The following is a 24,850-nucleotide window of genomic DNA, read 5'->3' on the forward strand; positions in this document are numbered from 1 at the left end:
GCATCCTTGATTCTAAGTGACAATTCTTTTTCAGCGATTATCTCTTTATAAGCTTGAATCTCTCGCTGAAGGCGAAGAATCTCTTTGTCTTTATCAGAGTTACTAACGCTGGATGGGCTTGAAAAACCTCCTTTTTCGTACTGGGAAACCCAGTTATAAATGTTTGCACTCGAGACGTTAAACTCCTTAGATGTCTTAGCAGCTCCGTGTTCTTTGTAGTAATTCACTATGGTCAGTTTTTCCTCCTGGCTCCATGATTTTTGATGCTTTCCCATTGAATCACAAATTTAAAAGTTATACCCTAATTTGTGTCCAACTTTTTAGCGGGCTAGATTCTGCCTGACTTATCTTCTTTTATATCATCAATTCTATCGCTGTGTAAACCGTGTTTTGTTGTATAATTTATCAAATTTTTGCCGTCATATTTGTACACTCCTGTTTTCCAACTGCCAAACCAATACGTGTTTTTCTTGTCTTGGTAAATTACCATAATACTGCTTCCAAGTTCTTTCACAGTGTCGCCCTTTGCATTGGTTTTTTTTAAAAGGATAGGTTGGTTATTCGAATTAGAAGTCTGCCCATTGCACGAAGATAAAAAGGATAAAATACTAAAAAATAAGAGTGTTGTTAATTTCATTTCTATTGGTTTATTGTTTAGCGCTGTCTGTTATAGAATAGCCGATAACGTTTTCGGGAGTTGTGTTCGGACTGGTTTTCGAAGCACAAAGCTCTAATTGATACGCCATCAAGCCTGACGCAAAACCCGTGTTGAACAAAACCTTCGGTAGCTACACAGCGCACAAAGGGGCATTATATAGCCCAATTTAACCTTAAAATTTAGCATAACAAAAAGAAGCAGGTTGAACGAATTAAAATGTAACTTCCCTTTTATTGCTCCAGAGGAGCTAAATCTTAGTAGAAAAAAATGACGTAGGTTTTCCCCCCAAGCCCCATCGGGGTGACATCTTTCACCAAGCATCGGCCGTCCCATCGGAACCTTGGGAGGTGTTTGTTTGCCTTTTTCTACTAAGATTTAGGCCTCGCTGAGGCTTTTTGTATAATGCGTTTCACCTGAAAAGGAAGTGTAATGCGCTTAGAGAGAATAGGTTCGTGTATGGCGCGAGGAGGTTAAAGCCTGCTCTCAGTATAGTTGTTCGCTCGACGATAACTCCATAACAAAAGTAAAAGGTTAGGTGAGCACTCACCGCTACCTAAGCTTTCGTTCAAGACTGGGCGTCCCCCAGCTATTTCATCGCTTGGCTTTCAGCCACGACGAAACCTTAGTTATTACCTGCAGTGCTTTCTTCCGTTGTGTCGTTGATTATTCTCATTTTATACTACTTGTCCGTAATAAATTACTCCAGGAATATTGTCACCAAAGTTGAATTGCCTGTAAAGGTAGTTTTCTAAACCATTGGTTATGTGTCCGAGATGAACTTGCCAATTTAAGTTGTCGTGAGTAATTGGAAACACAATGAACACAACGAACTTGTCAATAAAATTTGTGCCTCTTAAATTCTCAATGTCTTCGTTTACGCCATTAATATTTTTCGTGATTGGTCTTGTCGTGTTGATTACATTGGGATAGCGAATATTCGTGTTCACCGTTTTAAGTTCAATTCCAACTGTGTCAAATGAAACATCAATTCGTTCAATTTCAGGTAAAGCATTTTGTCCACTTCGAACCAAAATGTCAATTAGTTCGACTTTAAGCCAACCTTCAAATTTTGCTCGTCTATGTGCAAACTTTGTCAAGCCAACAGAAGTTTGGATTCTTGTTACAATGTCGTCCGCTGTTAGGTCAAAAAGTTCTTGTGTTGTCATTTGTCAAAAGTTGTCAGTCGTGTTAGATGATTGCCTGTTCGCAATAATTTTTTTTCTATAAAAGTCAACGGTTGACTGTCCACTGACAAAAAGTTAAAGAAAGCACCAAACTTGCAAATTACGTCTAAGTTTGCCAGAAGTCGAGTAGTGGACAGTCCACCGAGGACTTTACAGATTGTCGTGATTGTGTGGTCGTCTAACATTGCTGGTAACGTTCCCGCGCTTGGCGTTCGGGCGGGTTTCGGAGTACAAAACTATCAACCAGCACTGAACTTGAATAGAAGTACAAAGCTCCAAGTTTGCACATCGCCCCGCCTGAAGCAGAACCCGTGTTAGCGGCTGGGCTACTGCCCGTCCGAATATGTGTCAGTTCGTATTTACAGACAAATTTACTGACTACTAATCCAGTCATATTCCTCCTTTAGATTTTGCTTAATAAGTTTCTTTTTGTCCTCCGCAATTAGGTCTCCGTTGCAGTTGTAGAGCAAGTAAAGGCAAAATGCTCTGAGTTGAACAATGTAAGTTTTGTCATGTAGAATTTCTTCCAAAACTGGCGGTGCATTTTCATTGCAATTCAAAACATCAATCGCTCTTTCCCCTAATCCTTCTGGTCCATTCCAATATTCGTCTTCTACAAGTTTTACAACTTGTATTATTTCATCTTTAGCCAGTGAAGCACAAATTTCTGACGCATACTTGATAATCTCTTTTTCCTCCTTGTTGTTTGGATTCCACGACCATCGTTGTCTGCCAGCACAAAAACCTAAAAGGAATAAAGCGTCCTTGGCAAGTTCAATGTCAGAAGACATGAGAAGTCTCTTTGCAATAAAGGTTGTGATTTTTCGGTCTCTTGAAAATGGGTGGTTTGATAAAATTAGAAATCCGTCTTTTTGTTTTTGTAAGTCGTCACTTAAACACTTGTCGGTTGAATCCAGCAATATCTTTTCATCTTTATAAACTTCAAGTAATCCTTTGAAATTTTTACCGACTGCATCCGCATCAAATTTTCTGCTCTCAAGTCCAACTTCAATCCTTTTGATTGGGAGTCTGTCATGATACTTCTCGTGACTAACAAAACTTTTAATTTCTATGTAGGCGGATTTGTCTAAAGTCGGTGAATAGAAAATTAAGACAACAGGAATTGAAAAGTCATTCCAATATGATAAATGCTTTTCACTAACTGATAATACAAACTCATCTTTCTTACTGTTTAAATAAGAGTCGCCTGACTTAACTTGAACAGCAATGAGTTGTCCAGTTGCTACTTCATTCTCAACAAACTCTATAAACCCGTCAATGCCGATGTCTGTCTCTTGATGAACAGGACGGAAAATTGAACCATGTTTGTTAATCTCTTGCTGAAGGAAGATTATTCCTTCGTTGGCTACAATATTTTTCTTAGTCCATTGCATCGTCTCTTTGTCGTTACTATTTTTTACTGTCTGGCGATGTTTGCACGGTCGTCAAGCCTTGCCGCTAACGTTGAAGCATTGGCGTTGTGGCGGCAATAGAATTTCGTCAGCCGAATATAGCAAAAAAGCTAAATAGTAGTACAACTGTTGAGCCTATATTCGTCAGCCGCCATAATGCCAATGCAATGTTGGCTGTCAGGGCTTATTAGTGACGTTCAAGATTCGCTAATAAAGATGTTGAGTAATATCTTAAAAACTGTAAAAATTCGTCAGCATAAAACGTTGCTACATCAATACCTGCTTCAACGTCACGGAACTCAATTCTATCAATTAGATGTTCTGGCGTTTCTGAAATAAAATCAATGTCAAAATGAGCAACTGCATTTCTAAGTCGTTGGAACAGTTCACTTGTGTCTTTGATTTCTGGGTTGAATGTTGATTTGGTTATACCCCATTCTTTTAGAGCTTTTACAAAGGCGAGTCTCGTTTTAGGAATGTATGTCAATGCCTTTTCCTTTGGTAAAACGATAAGTCCTAATAAACAATTTGTCAACAAGGTGTGATTGTATTGTTGGTCAAAAGGGTACTGCTCTTTTAATTCCTCGTATTGGTCAATTAGGTTTAAAGTTCTTCTTACAAAGTCAATTTCAAGTTGATAATAGTTTCCCATATTTCTTGTGGTAGAATTTATTTGTTTGTCAACGGTCGGTTAGCTGGGTCGTTGTAGCCTTGCAGCCAACTCCCAAATATACGAAAGTTTTGCAGTATTTCTTGTATTTATTTGTATTATATCAATTATTTATGGTATTATTTATGCCTCATTTTCATTGCCACCTCACCACACCCCAAAACAAAGATAACCACCTCCAAAAACAATTCAAAATCAAATAGTCAACCGTAACCATTAAATTAACAAACCCCGACAAAACGCTTAAAAACGGGTCGGGGTTGTGGAAAAATTAGGTTTTGGTTGCCGTTGGGTGGTGCGTTACTATTTTTTTGGTGGTTGGGCTAGGGTGGTTTGCAATTGGCCGAGGTGTTTGATGAAGGCGGGATACAGATCGGCAATCGTTTGGCCACGCTTACGGCGGCGGTACATTTTTGACAATTCTTCGTTAAACAAAACGCTGGCGTGAAAACCTCGGGTGGCATTTTGCTTGGCCCACGCGAGGCTCACTTTCTCGGCAACGGTAGGGAAGAAACGTTGCACGTACAAATCGTATATGCCCCACGTCATGTATTCGTTGAAGGTGGCTAGGCTGTCGGTTTCGTAGCCGCTGCCTTTGTCCCAGACCTGATTGGAAAAATTTGCTTTAATTAGGTTTTGGTACTTAGCAGAAAGCGGATTGACAAAGGCGTGGTCAAGCTCGGTAAACAACATGTGCGTTCCCGACGCAATTTCTTCTTCGCTCGCCGCTTTCACGGTCTTGCCCGACAAAATAAAGTCGGGAAGGGTGATGAAATCGGTGCCCACGCCCTGCACCACGCGGTGGCAGTTCATCCGCCCAACGAGCGGCGAAAACACAATCGCGTACGACGTCAAATGGGATTGTTTGCCCAGTTCTTCTTCTAAAAACTGCCGCATTTCGGGGTAGCGTTGCGATGCCAAATACGACGACGCGATGCCCTCAAAATACGAGAGGTGGCGTTGGTAAAACGCCCGAAAACGGCTGGTTTTGGCAAAATCTTCGATGAGTGCGAGCTGTTCCTCAAACGGATTAAACCCTTTATTGGCCGAAAACGGCATCGTACGCACCAGCCGATTGTTGGCGTCGAAGGCAAAAGCGTACGAATCGGTGCGGAAACTGAGGTAATTTTCCCATTCTTTGCGCGAATAGTTGACTTTCGCCAACAAAGGATGCTGGCTGTAAGGGTCAAAATATTGCCGCACTTCGCGGTAGTAATCCGAGCTTTGCCACACCTCCCAAGGGTCGGTTTTGCCGTAGTCGGTCAGGGCCAAAATGATGTTGGCCAACTCGTAGGTTTCCGACAAACGAACGGGCGAATTGGCCTGCGAAAAGAGGGGAAAGTAGCCCAAAAAGAGCATAGCAAAGGTGGCTGATAATTTTTTCATCAGAGTCAATGGTTACAAATGGACAGAATGTACTTGGAGAAAGTCTATAAATGAAGCGCTTTTTTGATGGCGTCTTTTTTGCCGCGCGAAATGGGCACCTGAGCCCCGTTGGTCAGCAGCAGCACGTCGCCCACGTCTTTTTTCCAGCTTTTGATAAACGTCTTATTGACCAAATGTGACTGGTGGCAGCGCAAAAACCCGTGGCTACTCAGCAGGTCGTCGTATTCGTAAATCGGTTTGCTCACGACTAAGGCCGAGCCGTCGGTCAGGAAGAACGTGGTGTAATTGTTGGACGATTCGCAGCGAATGATTTCACTGGTTTTGACAAACCGTGTCTCTTGCCAACTAGACAGGGCGATTTGCAGCTCTTCTTGCTGCGACTGCGCTTTTAGCCACCGCATCAAATGCCCAATCTGCTGGTTTTGAACCTTCAGCGCGCGCTGTTTGGTCGCGCGTTCGACGGCATTTTGTAACTCACTAATAGCGACGGGTTTGAGCAGATAATCCACCGCCGAAAACCGCATGGCTTGAATAGCGTACTGGTCGTAGGCCGTCACAAAAATGACCTCAAAGTCGCATTCGGCAAGGCTGCGAAGGAGCTCAAAACCGTCTTGTTCAGGCATTTGAATGTCCAAAAAAAGCAGGTCGGGCTGGTGCTTACTCAGGGCTTTTTTGCCTTCTTCGGCGTTCAAAGCCACGGCACACACTTCCACGCTGGGGCAATACGTCGCCAAAAGCGAACGTAGGTTGCTAAGGTTGTGGGGTTCGTCGTCAATCAAAATCGCTTTCATACAAACCAGTGGTTAAAAGTGAGCGTCACGCGTGTGCCCAACGTGGGCGAGGAGTCAATGGCCAGCGTAATCGGCTGTTCGGGGTGCAGTTGGTTCAACAACGTAATGCGTTCCTGCGTCAGTTTTAACCCAAACCCAGGGTACGTCTCTTGGAGAACAAAGCCTTTGCCGTTGTCGTGCAGGGTCAGCACGAGCGCTTCCTCCTGTTGCTGAAACCTCACCTCGATGTGCCCACGTTGTTGTCCACTCGCGACGCCGTGTTTGACGGCATTTTCCAACAGCGGCTGCCAAAGCAACGACGGCAGGTTGGTCGAATACACATCCAGCGCCTTCGGTACGTCGATGTGGTAGCGAAACCCAAACCGAAGTTGTTCGAGTTTGAGGTAGGTGTCCATGCTTTGGAGTTCTTGTTGAAGCGGAACCTCTTCTTTGCTGCTGTTGGTCAAGGTTTCACGCATCAAACGCGCAAAATCCGACAAGTACTCGTTGGCCCCTTGCACGTCGTGGCGGTTGATTAGCCCCTGAATCGAACTGAGTGCGTTGAAAATAAAATGAGGATTGAGCTGGGCATGAATGGCTTTCAGTTCGAGTTGGAGTTTTTGTTTGGTCGCCATTTCTTGCTGGGTTTTTCGCCGCTGCCGAACCAGCAAGTATCCAAACACGCCCAATCCCGCGAGCAAGATCCCAAGACCAATGATAATCAGCGCAAACCAAAACGTTTGGTACCAATGGGGCTCTATCTCAAAGTGATACTTGGACAGGTGTTGAGGCTGAACAGTATAGCGAATTTGAATGGTGTAATGCCCAGGCGAAAAATCTTTGAGCCAAATGAAGCTGTTGTCATACTCGTTGTTTTGCCAAGGACGAATCAGCGTTCCGTCGCGGAGCAACTGGTATTGAATCTGGTTTTTGGTATAAATGTCGGCGTTTAGGGTGAAAATCAAATTACTATTGTTGGCGGGCAATTGCAGCTTGTCCAACGAATAGGTAGGGGAGCGGCGCGCGGGCGATTGCGCCCAAGGGTACTGGAGTTTTTGGAGGAAAATGTCTAAGTTTTCGGAGGTGTAAACCCCTGCTACCGTGGGGCGAATAGACTCCCACGCCAGCAAGCTAGTGGCTACGATGCCAGCCTTGCCTTTCTTCCGAACATCGACGATAATCATGCTCCCCAAGCGGGTAACGTACCCTCCCAAATAGGCCATTGGGGGCAGGGTTGAGCTTTTTACCACGGTTTCATCGGCAAATTGCGTAATGGCACTCCACGGTACTAGCACCCGTTGGCTAGGGTAGTCGGTGACGCGAAACTCGTAGTCTTGGGCATTTTTGGCATGAACCCCGTGGAGAAAAAAGTGTCCTTTGTCCCTGCTAAACGTGGTGCGGGCGACAATTCCCGACGGGCGATTTTTGCGAAAAGCAGCGTCTTTTTCCAGCGTCCTAAAATGCTCGCTGTGTTCCCGAATTGTCCAAAAAGAGTTGTTGGTTTTGGGAATGGTTAAAATCAAGGCAACCGTTTCGGGTTTGTCCAACGCGCCCGTCAGGTAGCTCTGTGAATAATTTCCCCAATTGATTTGGGCAAAAAGCGGGGAGGAGCCCAACAACAAGAGAATCAGCAAGCGCATTGTTTTCATGGCGGCGGTTTTGATAGGTCAAATATCTGCCGTTTTTTTTACAAACAAGTACGCGATGTGAATTCGGTGCCGTTGGCTGTGAATGTGGTAGAAAAGCGGGGGTTTAGGAGAAGTTCAAAGACACGCAGTAAGCTAAGTTACTTTAACTATTACCCGCAGATTTACGCCGATTGAAAGTCGCAGATGACGCTGATTAATAACACTATAAAGCCCTTTTTCAGCGAAAATCAGCGTTTATAATTCTGCGGCTTTCTGCGGGTAAAAAATAAAGCTATTTAGTTTACACTGTAATTAGCCTATCTATATTATATTTTATAAAAAATACTTCAAAAAAATACCAACAAAAGCTGCCATAAGAATAATAGAGGGCTCTTTTATTTTTTTGAATTTGAGCATGACTACCACCACGGCGAGGGCAATCATCCAAGTAGGAGTATCGGTTAGCGTCCGTTTACCCAATACCAACACTGAACCAGCGATGGCCCCCACTGCTGCGGCTGTGATGCCTGTTACAAAGGCTTTGAGTTGTGGGTTGTTACCATATTTTTTTAGGTAAGGAGCAAACAAAATGGTGAATAGGTAACAAGGCAAAAAAGTAGCGGCAGCGGCGACACAAGCCCCTGAAAAGCCTTCAATGAGGAATCCGATGAAACCTACCGTGATGACGACGGGGCCTGGCGTAATCATGGCTACGGCTACGGCGTCAATGAACTGTTGTTCGGTCAGCCATTGGTATTCTTTTACAATGCCACCGTATAAAAAAGGAACAATCGCTAGGCCGCTGCCAAAAACAAATGTCCCAGCTTTGGTAAAAAACCAAGCAAGTTGGGTAAGTTTAGAGCCAGAATACAACGTAGGAACGACCCCAAACGGCAAAAAAATGAATACTTTTGGGGTAGCCTGCGAGGGAGATTTAATCAGCCAATAAAATAGCCCAGCCACTAAGATGAGCCATAAGATTTCTTGTTCGGCAATAAAAGTCACAATACATACGATACTAAAAATGCCCCATAGCCAATAATCATTCTTTAGGGATTTTTGAGTTAATCTAAAGCTACTGAGCGTGATAATGCCAATCACTGCGGCGCCTACTCCGTAAAAAATGGCTTGTATCCAAGGTAATCCCCCAAAGTGCTGATAGGTAATTCCCAACACCAACACCATAATGAAGGAGGGAAGCACAAACGCTAGCCCAGCTAACGTTGCTCCCCAAATTCCGTAATGGACATATCCAAGATAAATACTTACTTGCGCCGCGAGTGGCCCAGGGGCAAGTTGAGCCAGTGTCATTGCTTCGCGGTATTCTTCTTCAGAAATCCAAGAACGGGTTTCGACTAAGTCGCGGTGCATATAGCCCACTAAAGCGACGGGGCCGCCAAAGCCAGCATATCCCAATTTGAGAAAATAAAGCACAAGTTGGCGTAGTGTATAAGAAGGCATTTTGTCCATGAAACTAAGGGGGATTAGAAGCTGATTCCGAATTGAAATCCGATGGTGGCGGAGGTAGGTCTATCGTTCCCAAATCGTATTGGAAGTGGAATAGCGATAAAGTAATTGCTGTGGTCGTTGCGTTTAAACGCTTTGTTGAAAACGGGGGTAAATCCGTACCTGCCCGATGTTTCAAAGGCCGCTCTTCCTGCAAAAGTAAATCCCTTTCCTAAGCTCAACAATATACCAGGATGAAACAACAAATTTGACATTTTACTCACGCCTTTTTCTGCCCGAATTTGCGGGACAATTTCTACCGAAAATCCAATTTTATTGTTTTTCCAAAGATTAAGCCCCGTTGGAAAACCAACCACGTAGGCATCTCTAAAATTGGGGGTTGTACCCTCGCTGCTAAAAGTGACAATGGGATGGAGAATGCCCATATAGCCCGCCATTTTCGGATAAACTGCGGGCGTTGTTTGCGCACTCACTTTTTGTTCGGCCCCCCACAAAAAGAAGGCTAGTAGCAGTGACGTAGAATAAAAGTAGCTTTGTTTCATTGTAAATGGGTTGATAAGACGGCACAATGCTACAAAGCGTGAAGCTAGGAGAATAGAATGAAATTAACCTTTTGTATATTCTTTACCTTTTAGGCTTATTTTTTCTAAATTCTGAGGGGTTTTGCCCTTTGAGTTTTTTAAAAATACGGGTAAAATGGCTTTGGTCAGAAAAGCCCGTGAGGTAGGCGATTTCGGTTAGGGTACGGTTAGAGTTCTCCAACAACTCAACCGCCTTTTCGATTCGGAGCTTACGGATGTATTCGCCATAACTTAGGTTATCAAAGTATTTTGAAAACTCCCGCGACAAATAGGAGGGATTGAGGTCAAGCTCTTTAGAAATCTCTTTGAGGTTTAAAGACAGGTTGGTGTCGATTTGGTCTTGTAAAATCTCCCTTAGTTCCTTGGCCCACGAAGGGGTCTTTTTATGCGGAGAGGTAGCGGAGGTCAATACTTCTCGAAAGATAGTGACCAGTAGGTCTTCAAAAGGAGATTGGAGGTGTTTGACAGATTGTAGATAGGATGCCCAGCTGTAAAGAGCATCGTAGATAATCATCCCTTGGGTGAGCAGGGCTTTGTCATCGCTAAAATTATGCGCAAGCCCTGCTGAAATGGCCCAAAGTCCTGCCGATTGAGCGGCGAGGTCGTGCCGGTCGGTATCTGCTCCTCTAACAATCACTGCCATGGTATGGATGGCAGGGTCGTCAATTTGGTATTTTTCCACTAAATAATCGAAAGTACATTTTTCCCCATAGTGTGAGAACTCTACATTGGGTACGTCGAAGGGAATAGCATCAAGCCGAAGAGCCTCGCTTATTACTTTGTCGAAAGGCACGTAAAAAAACACGGCATCGGGGTCGATAAACTTTTTAATAAGCCAAGGACAAGCAATTCGATCAATTTTGGGTTTTTCGCGGGTAATCCAATTCATGGCAAAAGTTACCTAAAAAGCAGGTAACTCACAACCAACGTAATCAAAATGTTGAAAAGTTGAGCGGTTAGAAATGAGTAGAGGGGCTTGCGATTTTCGGCATTGAAGATGTCGGAGAAGTTTGTTTCCAACCCAATGCTTGTAAATGCCAACGCAAACCACAACCCTTGTAAGTTTTTAAGGCTTCCTTTGACGCTATCAATCGTTTCGGAAGGGATAAAAAATGAAAAAACAACAGAGGCGGCCACAAAGCCAAGGACAAACTTGGGAAAACGCTCCCAAATGACGCTTGCTGTAGGTTTGGCTTCTTGGTCTTTGGCCAATGGGTTGTTGGTGTACGTCCAATAGACCGAAATGGCAAAAGCGGCTACTCCAAGTAAAACATTTTGAGAAAACTTGACGATGGTGCTAATTTTGAGGGCAGTTTCTCCGACTAAGGTGCCTGCCGCCGCAACCGCTCCCGTCGTGTCGATGGTTCCACCCAGCCAAGCTCCAGTAACTTCTTCGGACAACCCGAGCCAATGAGCAATGTAAGGTTGAAATATCAGCATCGGAATGGCAACAATCAACACAAGTGAGATGACGTAAGAGAGCTTTTTGCTGTCACCTTTGATGGCTCCCGCAGTTGCGATGGCCGCCGAAACACCACAGATAGAGACGGCACTCGAAATCATAATGGCTAACTCATCGTCAACGCCTAGTTTTTTGGATACCCAAAAAGCAAAGTACCAAACTGATACCACGACAATAAGTGCTTGAATCAGCCCTAATGAACCTGCTTTTAATATGTCGGAAAAGATGATGGTAGTTCCGAGCAAAACCAAGCCGATTTTTACGAATACCTCCGTAGATAAGGCTGATTTGAGCCAGTCGGGTAAGGTAAAAAAGTTGCCAATCAACAAGCCGATTAATAAACTGAAAATGACAGCTTCTAAATTAATGGCTTTGACGGCGCCATTGCCTGCGATGATTAACGCGAAAATGGTGAGAAAATAAACGATGGGTAAACCGATAAAAAAAGGTCTGACGGACTTTCCTGTCAGCCAAGCGCCTAAAGCTGCGATGACCAATACGACACCGAGTTGAAGAAAGATGCTTAGTAAGTTGGTGAGTGAAAGTACCTTTTCAACTAAATCGCTGGCAGATTTCCAGCCAAAGGAGGGCACAGGAAGGGTCAAGCCTGCAATAGAGGCTACAATAATAACAAAGCCTAAGACAACGACGGTCCAGTCTTCGGAGAGAATAGGTTTAGGTGGTGAAGTTGACATACATGGAGGTTGGTTATACTGAATCGTTTTAACGACTGATTGGCAATTTTTCCCGAACCACTTTTCGTTGTTGTAAATCGTAGCGTTGGCCACTGCTCAACAAAATGAAAGGGCCGTTGGAGGCGGTACTGACTTCGTTATCGTTGACCACGTGAGGTGCGCCTTTTCCGATAATCGTCTGGTAGTCATAGACGGCCACGTACGATTTCCCAATGACTTCAAAGGTGTCTTTTTGGACCAAAACGGCGGTTGATTCGTCCAACCCAAGACCAATTAAATCGGGAGATTGGCGGATAAAATCGACCAAATCAAACTGACGGTTGCGACGAAGTAAGTGCTGATCGATGGCCGAATTTTTCAGAAAACCGAGTCCTTGGGTATGGTCACCGACCAAAATGTGAGGGCCTTTGGTGTCGCCGCGCCACAAAAACGACCCTTGAATACTTGCCCCTGCGGAGGTGCCCGCAATCACCCCGCCGCGCTCTAGTACTTCGTTGAAGGCTTGGTGGGTGAGGGTATTGAGGTACGAATCCGCAATGCGCCATTGACGACCACCCACAAAAAACACGCCCGTCGCTTGTCGGAGCGAAGCCACAAACGCTTCGCTGTTGGCTTCGGTGAGGCGTTTGGTGTGCAACAGCGTCACTTGCGCCGCACCCGTTTGTTTTTTTACCAGTTCCACGTGCGACGGACTCAAGGCCGCCGAATCGCCCGCCGCCGCCGTCACCACCACAAGTTTGGCTTTTTCTTTTCCCCCTGCCAGTTCGATGAATTTAGCCCAAATTTCGGGGGGAATCGTCCCGCCGCCAATGATGAGCAACGAGCCTTTTTCGGGGCCGTGGCGGGTGACGGTTTTTTCGTTGATGGTAATGGGCGTCTGAGCGACTAACGTAAGCGTGAGGCAGCAGGCCAGCAGCGTAGATAAAAGGCGTTTCATTGGGAGATAGTTAGGTTGAAAATGTCTTTAAGGGCTTGTTTTGCAGCATGATACCCGCTCATGCCGTGCACTCCGCCCCCTGGAGGAGTAGAGGCAGAACAAAGATACAAGCCTTTTGTCGAAGTTCGGTAGGGCGACCAACGCAACGCAGGGCGCGTAAAAAGTTGGTCTAATGTCACCGCCCCGCCGTTGATGTCACCCCCAATGTAGTTGGGGTTATATTCTTCTAATTGAGCCGTATGAAACGTATTTTTTGCCAAAATTCGCTCTCGAAACCCTGGTGCAAACCGTTCAATTTGGTTCTCAATCGCCTCGGTCATGTCTTTGGTCGAACCGTTCGGGACGTGGCAATACCCCCAAAGCGTATGTTTTCCTTCGGGCGCGCGGGTTTTGTCAAACAAACTTTGCTGGGCCAGTAAGACAAAGGGTTTTTCGGGATGTTCTCCTTTCCAAGTGGCTCGTTCAGAAGCGGTTATTTCTTGAATGGTATTTCCCAAATGAAGGGTTCCTGCCAATCGCGCATCCCTCGACGTGAACGGCACAGGCCCATCCAGCGCCCAATCCACTTTGAAAACCCCCATGCCATAACGGTACTTTTCGAGTTGCCAACGGTAAAGCGATGAAAACGTATGACCAGCGATTTGGAGGAGTTGGCGCGGGGTAGTATCAAACAAAATCGCCTTCGACGAGGGCAACTGTGCCAAAGAGGTGACCTGAAAATTTTTCTCCACTTTTCCACCCAAAGCCACAAAATACGCCCCGAGTGCATTCGCAATTTGTTGGCTTCCTCCTTTGGGAATGGGCCAGCCGCCGAGGTGAGCGGCAGTCATCAAGACCAAGCCAATGGCTGACGTCGTGGGTTTTTCAAGCGGTAAAATCGAATGTGCTGCCATTCCTGCCCAAAGCGCTTGGGCGGCAGGGGTGCGGAATTTGTTGGCTAACCAAGTGGCTGGTTGTAGGGCGGAAAGCCCAAATTGCGCCAATTCGATGGGGCTTTCGGGAAAGCGCAATGGTCCCAAAATAGCGGGTATGAGCCTGTCCCATTGTTGTTTGAAAGGCTGAATCAACTGTTTGTACACTGTTTCGTCACTCCCCAACAATGCCGCTGTTTCTTCCAAATGTCGAGTAAGGACGGCTGATGTTCCGTTGTCGAATGGATGAGCGGCAGCAATGGGAGCGTGCACAAATTCAAGCCCGTGATGTTGAAGCGGCAACGACTTAAAAAAAGGCGAAGCAAATGCCATCGGATGAATGGCCGAGCAGATGTCGTGATGAAAGCCTGGCAAGGTAAGTTCGGCGGTGCGCATTCCGCCCCCAAGGGTAGCTTTTGCTTCTACCAATAACACCGAAAGCCCTGCCCGCTGGAGGGTAATGGCGGCCGCAAGCCCGTTGGGTCCCGAACCTACTACGATGGCGTCAAAGTCTGTGTGAGGCATTAAAGAGGCGTTTGGTTAACGTTGATTAAATTTTGCAATGCTGGTTTTAGTGTTACAAACGTAAATTCGAAGCCGTTTTCTTTTAGTCGTTTAGAAATTACTCTTCTTCCCTTCAAAAGCAGCTCGGGTTCTGTTCCAACTACCTTGCCACCTATTTTAATCAACCAGGTTGGAAGTGGAAGAGCGACAGGAATGCGGAGAACAGTTCGTAAATCAGCGAGGAAATCCTCGTTTTTGACGGGTTCAGGAGAAGCGGCATTGTATATACCTTCCGCTTCTTTCTTCTCAATGCTCCAGTGAATGAGGCGGATAAAATCGTGCTCATGAATCCACGTAATGTATTGTTGCCCAGAACCGATACTTTTCCCAAAACCAGATTTGACCAAATAAATAAACGGTTGCAGTAAGCCTTGACCTTTTTGAAAAACGAGTCCCATCCGCAAGAGAACCTTCCGAGTATTAGGAGTGGTACAACTAAAAAATGCTGACTCCCACTGTTTACAAACTTCCGCAGGAAAACCATCGCCCGTGGCCGAGGTCTCATCTTTAAATACGTTTCCTCCGTCCCCAAAAATAGCAGCAGAGCCCGCATTTATCCAGACTTCTGGCGCTTTTTTTCGAGAAGCGATGGCTTGGCCAAGGACGAGAGTTGAATCAATTCGCGATTGGATTATTTCTTTTTTGTTAATGTCAGTGTAACGACAATTAACGGATTTGCCTACCAAGTTGATAACAGCGGTACTCCCTTCCAGTTCGTGTACCCAATCTCCTGCGGTTTTTGCATCCCAAGCTACAAAACGTACACGATCAGTAGCGGGGAGTGTTTTACGAGTGAGAACTACGATTTCTACTTCGTGGGGCGAAAAAGACTGAATGATTGACTTCCCAAGGCAGCCTGTTCCACCCGCAATGACCACTTTTTTCTTCATTACTCTATGGTTAGAAAAGAGGAAACTGACTGTTCATAGTCAATTCCCCCTTTTTGGTTAAGTGCTCAAATACACGTTTAAAATATTCTAAAACTCACGCACTCCTTTGCGCCCTTCCACCAGTGGGTATTTTTTAGGGTTTCGCTCCAGCACTACGTAAATAGAATCTTTAAATTCATTCGTCCCGTTTAAAATGATTTTATCGGGAGTCGAACGGGTATAGTGCAGTACTTGCGTCTCAGTAGCGTGGTTTTTGTTTTTGTTTTGCAAGTATAAAACGTGATTGACAGTATCAGCTTTGTAAAAGAAGTAGCGTCGTTCTCCCGACATTCCCCCTACTTCCCAGCGCGTGACACCAAGGTCGCGGTTTTTGTTTTGCTTGCCGAGTCGGTCAGAATCTTGCGTATTGACTTGGTTAAGCTTGGTATTTGTTTTATCACCTTTTACGCGCAACGGCGAATAACCAATCATACGATCTACAACGGCTCCTCGGTTAGTTCGATAGCTCAAAGACGACCAAGCCTCCAGCGTGGCGTCTTGCCAGCGCAGCGAATCAAACGGCGTGTAGGAGAGAGGTTTGTTGTTCAACCGATATTCTGTTACGTTGTAGTATCCTTGGGTGCCAGTCAAGCCTGGAGTGCTCGGTATGTTGTAGTTGTTGCCAAAGAAAAACCCGTAGGCCCACATAGCCGCAGCAACTGGGACGAACAACGTATTGAAGAAAAGCTTCAAGCCTGTGCGTAAGTTACGTTGCCATTTTTCAGGAAAAGTAGGGTAGTAGCGATAGGGTTGAATGTCTTGCTCGTTGACGAGTAAGTTCCAAATTTTTGGCAAGTCGTACCACGCAATAAACGTTCCGATGAGGGCAAAGTAGGCAGCAGGGACAGCCACGCCAGCGTCATAGGCATGGTTGGCGATACAAATGTTAAAAGTAACAACCGCAGCTAAGGCAGCTCCCAATACCGCCGTTTTACGGTGTAAGAGTAACAGTCCAGGGATAATTTCTGCAAACCCAAGAAAAACGGTGTAATTGGACGACACGCCAACGTGTGACCAATAGAGTTTTTTCTCCGCCATATCGACAAAAGGAGTGTTCAGCATCCCGATGGTAGGATAGACCATTTGCATAGGAAACGCTTTTTTTAATCCCCAACCTACCATGCCATAGGCCAAGCGATACCTGGCCAAAACTCGTACCCAGTAATAAAGTTTACTGTAGTTTTTTGATTTTTTATCGACAAAAGTCCAAAGGACACCCCCAACTACCGCTACGACAAAAACTAGGAATAAGTTGATGTAATTAAATAGTCCAAAAACTCCTTCTTCGGATTCGATGAGTATGAATTGAGGCGGCCAAAAAGCGACAACACTCTGGAAGTCATGGTAGGTGATTTTGGAAAATTTTAACCCAAAAAGGTGTTTATAAAAATTGGAATACGTCGGAATACACAGTAAAAAAAAGTAAACAAAGGCAATTCTGAACGCTATCTTTTGGAGATTAGTCCATTCAAAAGAGGGCGTTGAAGTGGTCGGTACGTCAGGAGATGCGCTTTGATTTTGCTGCGCTTCCTCTACTTGTTCTATGCTATTTTCTGCCGTTGACATATCAATGAGTCGATTAAAAGGTGAATAAACGGAGGAGATATTTAGATTTTTACAGGGCGTCGGCGTCCTTCAAACATTAAGAATTTCTTGTTGATTTTAGACAGCGCTACGCGGATGGAATCCTGATTTTCGTTGGTACCTGTGAGAAGTAAAGTAGAGTCAGGAGCCCAACGGTAGGTTAAAACCATTTTCTCGCTTCGGTGATTGCGATTTTTGTTTTGGAGATACAGGGTGTTGGTGAGTGTATCTACTTGGTAATGGAAATAATGGCGACCAGCAAAACCCGCAATTTCGTAGTTACGATCAATATCTTCTGGATGGTATCCTTCACCATTGGTTAAATCGATTTTTACGGGTCGATTTACTTTAATCGATAGCGTGGACCATTGCTCAAATACAACATCTTGCCAACGCTGAGGGTCGGTTTTTGAGTAAGCCAATGTATCATTATTGACGACAAAATCTTGCACATTGTAGTACCCGTAAGATCCTTTCAAGCCAGGGGATTTAGGGTATTTGTAGGGGTCATTTGCCCAGCTTTGGTACGTTTTAAAGGCATACAAAACCACAAACGAGTAAAACAAAGTACGACCAGCGATGCGTAAGCGATGCAGGGTAGGCGCTGTAAATTGTGGAATAAAACGATTGGCGCGTGCGGTTTTTTCTTGAATCAAAAGTTGGTAAAGCCGAGGTATATCGTAGGCAAACAGAAATGCGGAAAGCAGTACGATAAGGGTACTCAATGTTTGTTCTCCAATGTCGTAAAACCCATTGGCTACGGCTACATTTCCCAAAAAACCAATGATAAGACCCACACCGAAGGTAACAGTACGGCGATTAAAAATCAGGAAAGCCGCGATGATTTCAACAAAACCAAGAAACGACTCATACTTTGGAGCAATGCCGACGGTTTGGAAATAAATTTTCCACGCGTAAAAATCACCATAATTGGTCAACAAATTACTCAACGATGGATAGGGCATTTGCAAGGGAAAAAGTTTGAAAAAACCATACGCAATCAAGACGATGGCCAATCGGAAACGAACGAGTACCCTCAGCCAGTAATACAACGTTGTGTATTCTTTTCGGGGGTGGTCAACTCGCCCCCAAACGTAAGCTCCCACGCCAGCAATCAGCGCAGCAATACCCCAATTATAAAAACTTTTAACCCCCAAAAGCGGTACCCCGTTTTCTTCTAATGGAATAAACTGAGGTTGGTATTTTGTGAGTGTTAGCAAATCATAAAAATGCAAGTCGCTCCAATCAATCGAAAAGACCAATTGGTAGTATTTCCAATCAAGCGGGACGATTAAAATGACTAGAAAGAGGGCAAAAAAACGGAACAGCACTTTTTCCCATTCTTTCCATGGTTGGAAAGAAACGTCAGGGTTAGCAACCGACAATAAGTGGTCTGCTAAGGTTGGGTTGGAAGTAGTTTTGCTCATCAGAATATTGATTTTAGTAAGGAAGTATCAAGCGAAAAGAATAAGAATTAGTAACCAGGATTTTGTTCTAACACTGGGTTCGTAGAAATTTCGTTGGCGGGAATGGGAAAGATGTATTTGTTGGCATCGGCGAGTTTTAGAACTGCGGAAGCGCGGCCTGTTCTTACCAAATCAAACCAACGATGTGGCTCTAACGCAAACTCTATACGTCGCTCATTTTCTATGTCAAGTAAAATCGCCTCTTTGGTGGTTGCGGTGCTGTTGGATATTTCCGAACGGCTTTTTACTTGGTTGAGGTCGCTAAGTGCTCCTTCAATGTCGGGCGTAGATTTATTTAATCTCGCCTCCGCTCGGTTCAGGTACAATTCGGCGGTGCGAATCACGTAGTTTGCCGACGTATTGGTGGGAAAAATGCTGCCAATAAACTGATTAGACGCGTTTAGCTTAGAGAGAATTTTTCTGCCTCCACCTACTTTGGGGTCGTTTAGCAGTGCGTGTAGCGTCGCAGTGGGCGAAAGCTGACGGTTGCCCTGCCAAAGTGTAAAACCTGGGTTTTGATTGTTGATGGTATAGGTAAGCTCAAAAACAGATTCTGTGGTGCCACTTGCCAAATTGAACGGTTTTATCAGGCGATAATTGGTGTTTGCTAGGACTAAATTTAAGTCTTTTTCCGCGTCATCGTAGCGTTTTAGGTAGAGGTACAAACGGGCGCGAAGTGCATACACTGTGAATTTAGTAGCTCGATTACGGACAATCGTAGAAGGCAACAAGGCTTCGGCTTTTGTAAGATCATCCAGCACTTGGGCATAGACTTGGGCTTGCGTACTTTTTTTGACCCCCAGTTTGTCGGCAACGGATTTGGTGGGTGTTAGAAACAACTGAACCCCTCCGTACAACCGCGCTAAGTCAAAATAGGACAACGCACGAATGAAGTAGGCTTCCCCTAAAAACTGATTTTTTAGCTCCGTAGTCAATTTTACGTCATTAACCAGCGGGACTTTCTCCAGGATGTGATTGGTTCGATTGATTGTGTTATAGTTGTTGTTCCAATAAGTTTGCAGAAAGGGAATATCAGAACGTAAATTGTAATTTGTAACCGATAGGTCAGTCAAACCTACGTTGACCGAAACGATGTCGGCGCCAGATTGTAAAATTGTATTTTGAAACCCACCGCTGTAGTTGAGGTTGGCAAGTCCACGGTAAGCACCCCTTACGGCTGTTTCAGCGGAGGTTTTATCAAAGATGGTTTGTTCGTCCGAAACTTGGTCAAGTGGCTGAACCTCCAGAAAGTTTTTGCAAGATTGAAGACTAACCCCAGTGCAAAGAAATAGGATGACAATAAATTTCTTCATTTGAATAAAAGTTACTTTGGTGGAAATAATTAAAAAGAAATACTCGCTCCCACTTGAATACCAACAGGTTGAGGAGGGGTAGCTGTGTCTAAGCCTTGGCGGTTTTGTAAGGCACTACCAGAAGACTCAGGGTCGGCACCTGTGTATTTGGTGAAAATCCAGAGGTTGGTGCCTTGGGCAAACAAGCGAACTTTTTCAGCTTTGATGGCTCTCGCAACGCGCGTAGGAAATGAGTAGCCAATGCTCAACGATTTCACCCGCAAAAACGAGCCATCCTCCAAAAAGCGACTGTTTTGCTCAATTGTATAATTATTGCCAAAAAAAGTAAGTCGAGGAACGTCAGTAACATCGCCAGGTTTTTGCCAACGATTTAGCTGACTTTTTAAGATCGAACGAGAAGCATCTCTCGTACCGCCACCTTCCAGAATGAAGCGGTTGAAGTTATATACTTTATTGCCGTACTGAAAAGTAAGCAGGAGGTTTAGGTCAAAACCTTTGTAAGAGATACGGTTGGTTAACCCACCAAAAAAGTCAGGAATTAAGTTTCCTAAAAGTTGACGGTCAGCGGCGGTAAGTTTTCCGTCTTTATCCACATCGTCAAAAACGGCATTTCCTGTTTCTGAGTCCACGTAGAGTTGTTTGTACAACCAATAAGAGCCTAGTGCCGCCCCTTCTTGCGTACGAATGTATTCACGGGCTTCAAAAGTAATGGGGCTAACGAGCTTTTCGGCACGGTTAACATTTCGGGCGATATTGAATGTGGTACTCCATTCCCAACCCGAACGCTTGATATTTGTTGAAGTAACGGCGAGCTCAACCCCTTTATTACTTACCTCACCCCCGTTGGAGAGTACGCTTGCATAACCAGTACTACCAGGAATAGGTACGTAGAGTAGGGCGTCGGTAGTGTATTTGTAATACGCATTTAGGTCAACAAACAGGCGGTCTTTGAAAAGCCCTAAATCAACCCCAACGTTGTACGTGGCAGTTTTTTCCCATTTCAAATCGGGGTTAGCCAACTGTGACGGAGCGGTTCCTGATTTATCACCACTCGTGAGGTTGTCGGGGTATTGGGCTGTTCCATTCCAAAGACCAAGAGCGGCAAAATCACTGATTCCGTTTTGGTTACCTGCCGTACCTGCACTGACCCGAAGTTTTAAATCCGAAATGACGTCCACGTTGCGCAAAAATGCTTCTTGTTTCACTCTCCACGCAGCTCCAATGCCTGGGAAATAGCCCCAACGATTATTGGCTCCAAACTTAGAAGAGGCATCTGCTCGGAATGTGCCCTCAAGAAAATAGCGGTTGTCAAAGTTGTAAGTTAGGCGACCAAAGAAAGAAGCTAAAGTTGATTTCGAAGCACTTTGGGCCGATGTTCTATTAGACGCAGCTGAGATTTGCTGAAAAGAGTTATTAGGGAAACCAAAACCAGTGGCTGAAAGCACTTTTAGATTGGTAGCTTGAATGGTGTTCCCAATCAGAGCAGAGAAATTGTGGTTTTTCCCAAATGTTTTTTTGTACGCCAGTGTTTGCTCATTAACAAATACGCTAAAGTTGGTGTTGACTTCATTTTTGTATCCACCAGGATTGAGCACGCCTCCAATTTGAGTTTGATCGTTAAAGAACTCTTGTTCATTGTATATATTGTAATCTAATCCGAAGGAAGTTTTAAATTTTAGATTCGGAAGTACATTCACTTCTACAAATTGATTTCCTAAATACCGCAAACTTGTAGTTGAAATATTAGCCGTATTTATGTCAATTAAATTGTCAATACTTTCATAAATAGAGCCTCTTGAAAAAGTGCCGTCAGCATACGTAAAGGGAAAATACGTTGGGTGATGCAGGGCCGATAATAAATGCCCCGCTTCTTGTCCAGCCCCACCACGAACTTGCTGACGAAACGAACGATACACACCATTGCTTGAACCAAATGTTACATTTTCGTTGAGCTTTGTATCGAAGTTAAACTTGAAACTTGCCCTTTCAAAAGAAGCTGGTCGTAAGATGGCTTCTTGTTTGGTATAACCTGCTCCCAAATAATAACGAATGCTTTTTCCACCGCCTCTGACACTAAAATCATAATTCTTGATTTGGGCAGTACGAAAAACTTTGGATAGACGGTCATAGGTTTGCTGGTCTTCGGGATTACCTCGTAAAGTTGTTGAGAAAGGGTCTGCAATTCCTTTGGTATTTGGTTGGAATGGACGGGTCGCAAACGAATATCTGGTTTGAGCAGGATTCTCAATGCCTGAGTTGGTGTAAGCTTCGTTCACCAGCGTTGCATGTTCGGGACCAGTGGTGAGCTCCCACATGCGAGTTGGGTCAGCCCACTGTACACCTTGAGATACATTGAGGTCATATTTGGTTTTGGGTGCTTCATAATTGCCCCTTTTGGTCGTTATCAAAACCACACCATTGGCACCTCGTGACCCGTAAATGGCCACGGCGCTCGCATCTTTCAGAATCTCAATACTTTCAATGTCGGCGGGATTGAAGTCGGCTAGCGGAGAGGTAAATTTGCTACCGAGGTTTATGGTTGATAGTGTATTATTATTCGCAAATACTCCGTCGATAACGTAAAGAGGGTCATTACTTGAGTTGATAGACCCCGTTCCCCTCACTTGTACGCGAACGCCCTCACCAGGCATTCCAGAAAAGGTATTTACTTGTACACCAGCTGCTTGTCCTTGGAGTTGGGCGTCAAAACTTGCTACAGGTGTTGTTTGAGTTTCTTTAGGATTAATCTTGGCAATGCTGCTTATCAAACTCTTTTTTTCTTGGGTTCCGTAACCAACCACTACGATTTCGCCGAGTTGGCGTGCATCGGGTGCTAATTCAATGATAATGGTGTTTTTATCAACTACAATTTCTTGTGAAGTATAACCGATAAAACTGGAAACAAGGGTAAAAGGTAATTTTTGACCCGTTTTTAAGTAAAACTTACCTTCAACGTCGGTGATGGCACCATTGGTCGTACCCTTTATTAGGACGGATGCACCGATGAGGGGCTCCTGCGTAGTTTTATCGACAATTTTGCCTGATAACGTGGCATTAATGGTCGGGGTATTTTGGGAAAAAGCAAGTCCGTAAACTAGCGTGAAAAATAATAAAAGTAATTGTTTTTTTTTCATTACTTTGCGAGGGTTAAATTAAACAATAAGGTAACAGTGACTGTCAAACAGTCATTAAGAATCATAGCCAATGAGCCTTAAAAAATTTAACAAGTGCCAGGGTAGTTGCCGCTACTCTGGCACGTTTTGTTTATAAACTAGTAGCTTTTTGTTTTGCGTTAAAATCTATAGTTTATATATATAATTTACTAAAAATAAATTGCTCGTTTGATGGTATTTGCGTTAAAAATAAACAGAGACTAGTTGAAAAAAATGCTTACCAAACTAGCGTTTTTTGGTGTTTGAATGATAGAAGAAGTGTAACTAGGCGTTCGTAAATATAGATCTACAATTAGTATTTTTAATTGTGATTGCAAAGTTGAAAATCATGTTTGAAATAAACAAGTAAAAAAATGATTTATTTTCGATTTTTTTGTTATAAATCTATCGACTTTCAGCGTTTTAACTGCTTCATAATAAGCGATTTTTATTGTATCATTTCAGTACTCTCATATTTGTATAATTATAGCAAGGATAGTGTGTATATTTTAAATTTAACTCTGATTTTTGATAAAAAATAAAAAAAGAAAATTTCAGTAAAATACTATTTTAATAGATTTTTTATTTTTGATTAGAATACCCATTTAGGGCATATTGAATCGCCACTTATGGATAGTGGACTGTTCAATATACCCTAAATAAAATACGCTTATCGCTTCACCCAATAATAAACAGGGACACCCAGTCCCGCGATGATGAGACCTGGCCAGGTGTAGGTGGGTTTGTAAATGATGAGTAAGGTACAAAAAGCTAATCCCATTAAGATATAAATGGCAGGCAAAATGGGATAGCCCCAGGCTTTGTAGGGACGGTCGAGGTTGGGTTCTTTTTTGCGTAGAACGTAGATAGCTGCAATCGTCAATACATAAAAAATGACGACCACAAACGAAATCATGTCGAGCAAATCGCCGTAGCGGCCGCTCAGACTTAGCGCTACCGCTACCAAAAATTGCAACCACAGGGCGTATGCAGGAACGGCATTTTTGTTGAGTTCGCCCGTTTTTCTAAAAAAAAGTCCATCTTGCGCCATGCTGTAATAAACCCTTGCCCCCGCCAAAATCATACCGTTGGCGCAGCCAAACGAGGAAATCAAAATCAAAACGGCAATCACGGCGGTACCACTTGCCCCAAAGATGGCTTGCGCCGCTACAATTCCGACGCGGTCTTTTTCGGGCGTACCAAGGGCTTCGATGGGCAACACCGCCGTGAACATGAGGTTGATGGAAACGTAAATGAAGGTAACTACGGCGGTTCCTATCAGTAAACTCAATCCAATATTTCGTTTGGGGTTTTTGATTTCACCCGCTACAAACGTTACATTGTTCCAAGCATCATAGCTAATGACGGTTCCGACCAATGCGGCTGCAATGGCTCCCCACAGCGCGGGGGTGTCGGCGTACTGCTCAAAATTGCCCGCTTTGGTAAGCCGTTGTAAGTGAAAGGGTTCAGTCCAGTTTGATTGCCAAATGTCGGGTTTGAGGTAAATAAAACCGAAGAGCGTAAGCCCCAATAAACTCAAGAGTTTGGTGCTAGTAAAAATGCTTTGGACGATTTTCCCCAGTTTCAGCCCTCTGGTATTGAGGTACGTCAACAAAAAAAGTAACGCGATAGAAGAGAGCTGGGCGGGTGACACTTTAAAGGAGTCTCCTAGCTGAAAAGCCACTAAATCTTCGCTGAAAATAGGGAAAAAATAGGCCAAAAATTTAAAAAATGACACGCAAACGGCCGCAATTGTACCCGTTTGGATGACGGTAAAAAGACTCCAGCCGTAGAGAAAAGCGACCAAGCGGCCGTATGCTTCTTTCAAATACACATATTGCCCGCCTGCTTTTGGGTACATTCCACTGAGTTCGCCGTAGCTTACGGCCGCTGTCAGGGTCATAAAACCACCAATGAGCCAAACCACGATGAGCCAACCCGCCGAACCAACGTTTCGGGTTACGTCGGCGCTGACAATAAATATCCCCGATCCAATCATGCCGCTCGCCGCAAGCAAAGCCGCATCGACGAGCCCTAGTTCGCGTTTAAATTCAACTTTTTCTTCTTGTTGAGACATAGGC

General features: G+C 44.3%; 21 protein-coding genes. All 21 read right to left on the minus strand.

All coding sequences use genetic code 11. The features are described 5' to 3' along the window. Positions 1 to 275, minus strand: a 275-nt coding sequence (locus K339_RS0124690) for a transposase (RefSeq protein ID WP_028525754.1), incomplete at its 3' end; no start/stop codon positions are given. Between the two features lie 53 nt (positions 276 to 328). Then, entirely contained in the window at positions 329 to 637 is a 309-nt protein-coding gene (locus K339_RS0124695) for a two-component regulator propeller domain-containing protein (RefSeq protein ID WP_028526003.1), read from the minus strand. A gap of 695 nt (positions 638 to 1,332) precedes the next feature. Further along, positions 1,333 to 1,824 carry a hypothetical protein gene (locus K339_RS36215; RefSeq protein WP_028526004.1) on the minus strand — a complete coding sequence of 164 codons (492 nt, stop codon included), beginning with the start codon at positions 1,822 to 1,824 and terminating at the stop codon, positions 1,333 to 1,335. Positions 1,825 to 2,020: 196 nt separating this feature from the next. After that, positions 2,021 to 2,236: a hypothetical protein gene (locus K339_RS37290; protein ID WP_157607736.1), complete on the minus strand. Its 216-nt coding sequence runs from the start codon at positions 2,234 to 2,236 to the stop codon at positions 2,021 to 2,023. Then, positions 2,214 to 3,236 (minus strand): DUF4365 domain-containing protein, encoded by a 1,023-nt coding sequence (locus K339_RS0124705; RefSeq protein ID WP_028526005.1) that lies wholly within the window; start codon positions 3,234 to 3,236, stop codon positions 2,214 to 2,216. The genes K339_RS37290 and K339_RS0124705 overlap by 23 nt, the downstream gene beginning before the upstream one ends. Positions 3,237 to 3,441: 205 nt before the next feature. Next, the gene (locus tag K339_RS0124710) at positions 3,442 to 3,906 is read right to left on the minus strand and encodes a HEPN family nuclease (protein ID WP_028526006.1); all 465 of its coding nucleotides are present in this window, start codon (positions 3,904 to 3,906) and stop codon (positions 3,442 to 3,444) included. Between the two features lie 321 nt (positions 3,907 to 4,227). Further along, on the minus strand, positions 4,228 to 5,310 hold the full coding sequence (locus K339_RS0124715) for a DUF4932 domain-containing protein (protein WP_028526007.1): 1,083 nt from the start codon (positions 5,308 to 5,310) through the stop codon (positions 4,228 to 4,230). A 44-nt stretch (positions 5,311 to 5,354) separates the two neighbouring features. Further along, positions 5,355 to 6,101 carry a LytR/AlgR family response regulator transcription factor gene (locus K339_RS0124720; protein WP_028526008.1) on the minus strand — a complete coding sequence of 249 codons (747 nt, stop codon included), beginning with the start codon at positions 6,099 to 6,101 and terminating at the stop codon, positions 5,355 to 5,357. Further along, positions 6,098 to 7,729, minus strand: a complete 1,632-nt coding sequence (locus tag K339_RS0124725) for a sensor histidine kinase (RefSeq protein ID WP_037301861.1) — start codon at positions 7,727 to 7,729, stop codon at positions 6,098 to 6,100. The genes K339_RS0124720 and K339_RS0124725 overlap by 4 nt, the downstream gene beginning before the upstream one ends. Before the next feature lie 312 nt (positions 7,730 to 8,041). Beyond that, positions 8,042 to 9,178 (minus strand): chromate transporter, encoded by a 1,137-nt coding sequence (locus K339_RS0124730; protein ID WP_037301863.1) that lies wholly within the window; start codon positions 9,176 to 9,178, stop codon positions 8,042 to 8,044. A gap of 14 nt (positions 9,179 to 9,192) precedes the next feature. Continuing rightward, positions 9,193 to 9,717 (minus strand): hypothetical protein, encoded by a 525-nt coding sequence (locus K339_RS0124735; RefSeq protein WP_211243841.1) that lies wholly within the window; start codon positions 9,715 to 9,717, stop codon positions 9,193 to 9,195. Positions 9,718 to 9,799: 82 nt separating this feature from the next. Continuing rightward, positions 9,800 to 10,645, minus strand: coding sequence for a chromate resistance protein ChrB domain-containing protein (locus tag K339_RS0124740; protein WP_028526012.1), 846 nt, complete (start codon positions 10,643 to 10,645; stop codon positions 9,800 to 9,802). A gap of 8 nt (positions 10,646 to 10,653) precedes the next feature. Beyond that, on the minus strand, positions 10,654 to 11,913 hold the full coding sequence (locus tag K339_RS0124745; RefSeq protein WP_028526013.1) for a YeiH family protein: 1,260 nt from the start codon (positions 11,911 to 11,913) through the stop codon (positions 10,654 to 10,656). A 28-nt stretch (positions 11,914 to 11,941) separates the two neighbouring features. Continuing rightward, positions 11,942 to 12,850: a cyanophycinase gene (locus K339_RS0124750; RefSeq protein ID WP_028526014.1), complete on the minus strand. Its 909-nt coding sequence runs from the start codon at positions 12,848 to 12,850 to the stop codon at positions 11,942 to 11,944. Continuing rightward, on the minus strand, positions 12,847 to 14,286 hold the full coding sequence (locus K339_RS0124755) for a phytoene desaturase family protein (RefSeq protein WP_028526015.1): 1,440 nt from the start codon (positions 14,284 to 14,286) through the stop codon (positions 12,847 to 12,849). The genes K339_RS0124750 and K339_RS0124755 overlap by 4 nt, the downstream gene beginning before the upstream one ends. After that, on the minus strand, positions 14,286 to 15,215 hold the full coding sequence (locus K339_RS0124760; protein WP_037301865.1) for a TIGR01777 family oxidoreductase: 930 nt from the start codon (positions 15,213 to 15,215) through the stop codon (positions 14,286 to 14,288). Before K339_RS0124760 ends, K339_RS0124755 begins: the two co-directional genes overlap by 1 nt. Positions 15,216 to 15,302: 87 nt before the next feature. Next, positions 15,303 to 16,820: a hypothetical protein gene (locus K339_RS34695; protein ID WP_051398230.1), complete on the minus strand. Its 1,518-nt coding sequence runs from the start codon at positions 16,818 to 16,820 to the stop codon at positions 15,303 to 15,305. A 41-nt stretch (positions 16,821 to 16,861) separates the two neighbouring features. Then, positions 16,862 to 18,265 (minus strand): hypothetical protein, encoded by a 1,404-nt coding sequence (locus tag K339_RS0124770; protein ID WP_084332307.1) that lies wholly within the window; start codon positions 18,263 to 18,265, stop codon positions 16,862 to 16,864. Positions 18,266 to 18,312: 47 nt separating this feature from the next. Further along, complete coding sequence (locus K339_RS0124775) at positions 18,313 to 19,617, minus strand: RagB/SusD family nutrient uptake outer membrane protein (protein ID WP_037301867.1); 1,305 nt, start codon at positions 19,615 to 19,617, stop codon at positions 18,313 to 18,315. Positions 19,618 to 19,646: 29 nt separating this feature from the next. Then, on the minus strand, positions 19,647 to 22,751 hold the full coding sequence (locus K339_RS0124780; protein ID WP_028526019.1) for a SusC/RagA family TonB-linked outer membrane protein: 3,105 nt from the start codon (positions 22,749 to 22,751) through the stop codon (positions 19,647 to 19,649). Positions 22,752 to 23,439: 688 nt separating this feature from the next. After that, positions 23,440 to 24,846, minus strand: a complete 1,407-nt coding sequence (locus K339_RS0124785) for an APC family permease (protein WP_028526020.1) — start codon at positions 24,844 to 24,846, stop codon at positions 23,440 to 23,442. Between the last annotated feature and the right edge of the window lie 4 nt (positions 24,847 to 24,850).

Source organism: Runella limosa DSM 17973, from assembly GCF_000482465.1.
GTDB lineage: Bacteria > Bacteroidota > Bacteroidia > Cytophagales > Spirosomataceae > Runella > Runella limosa.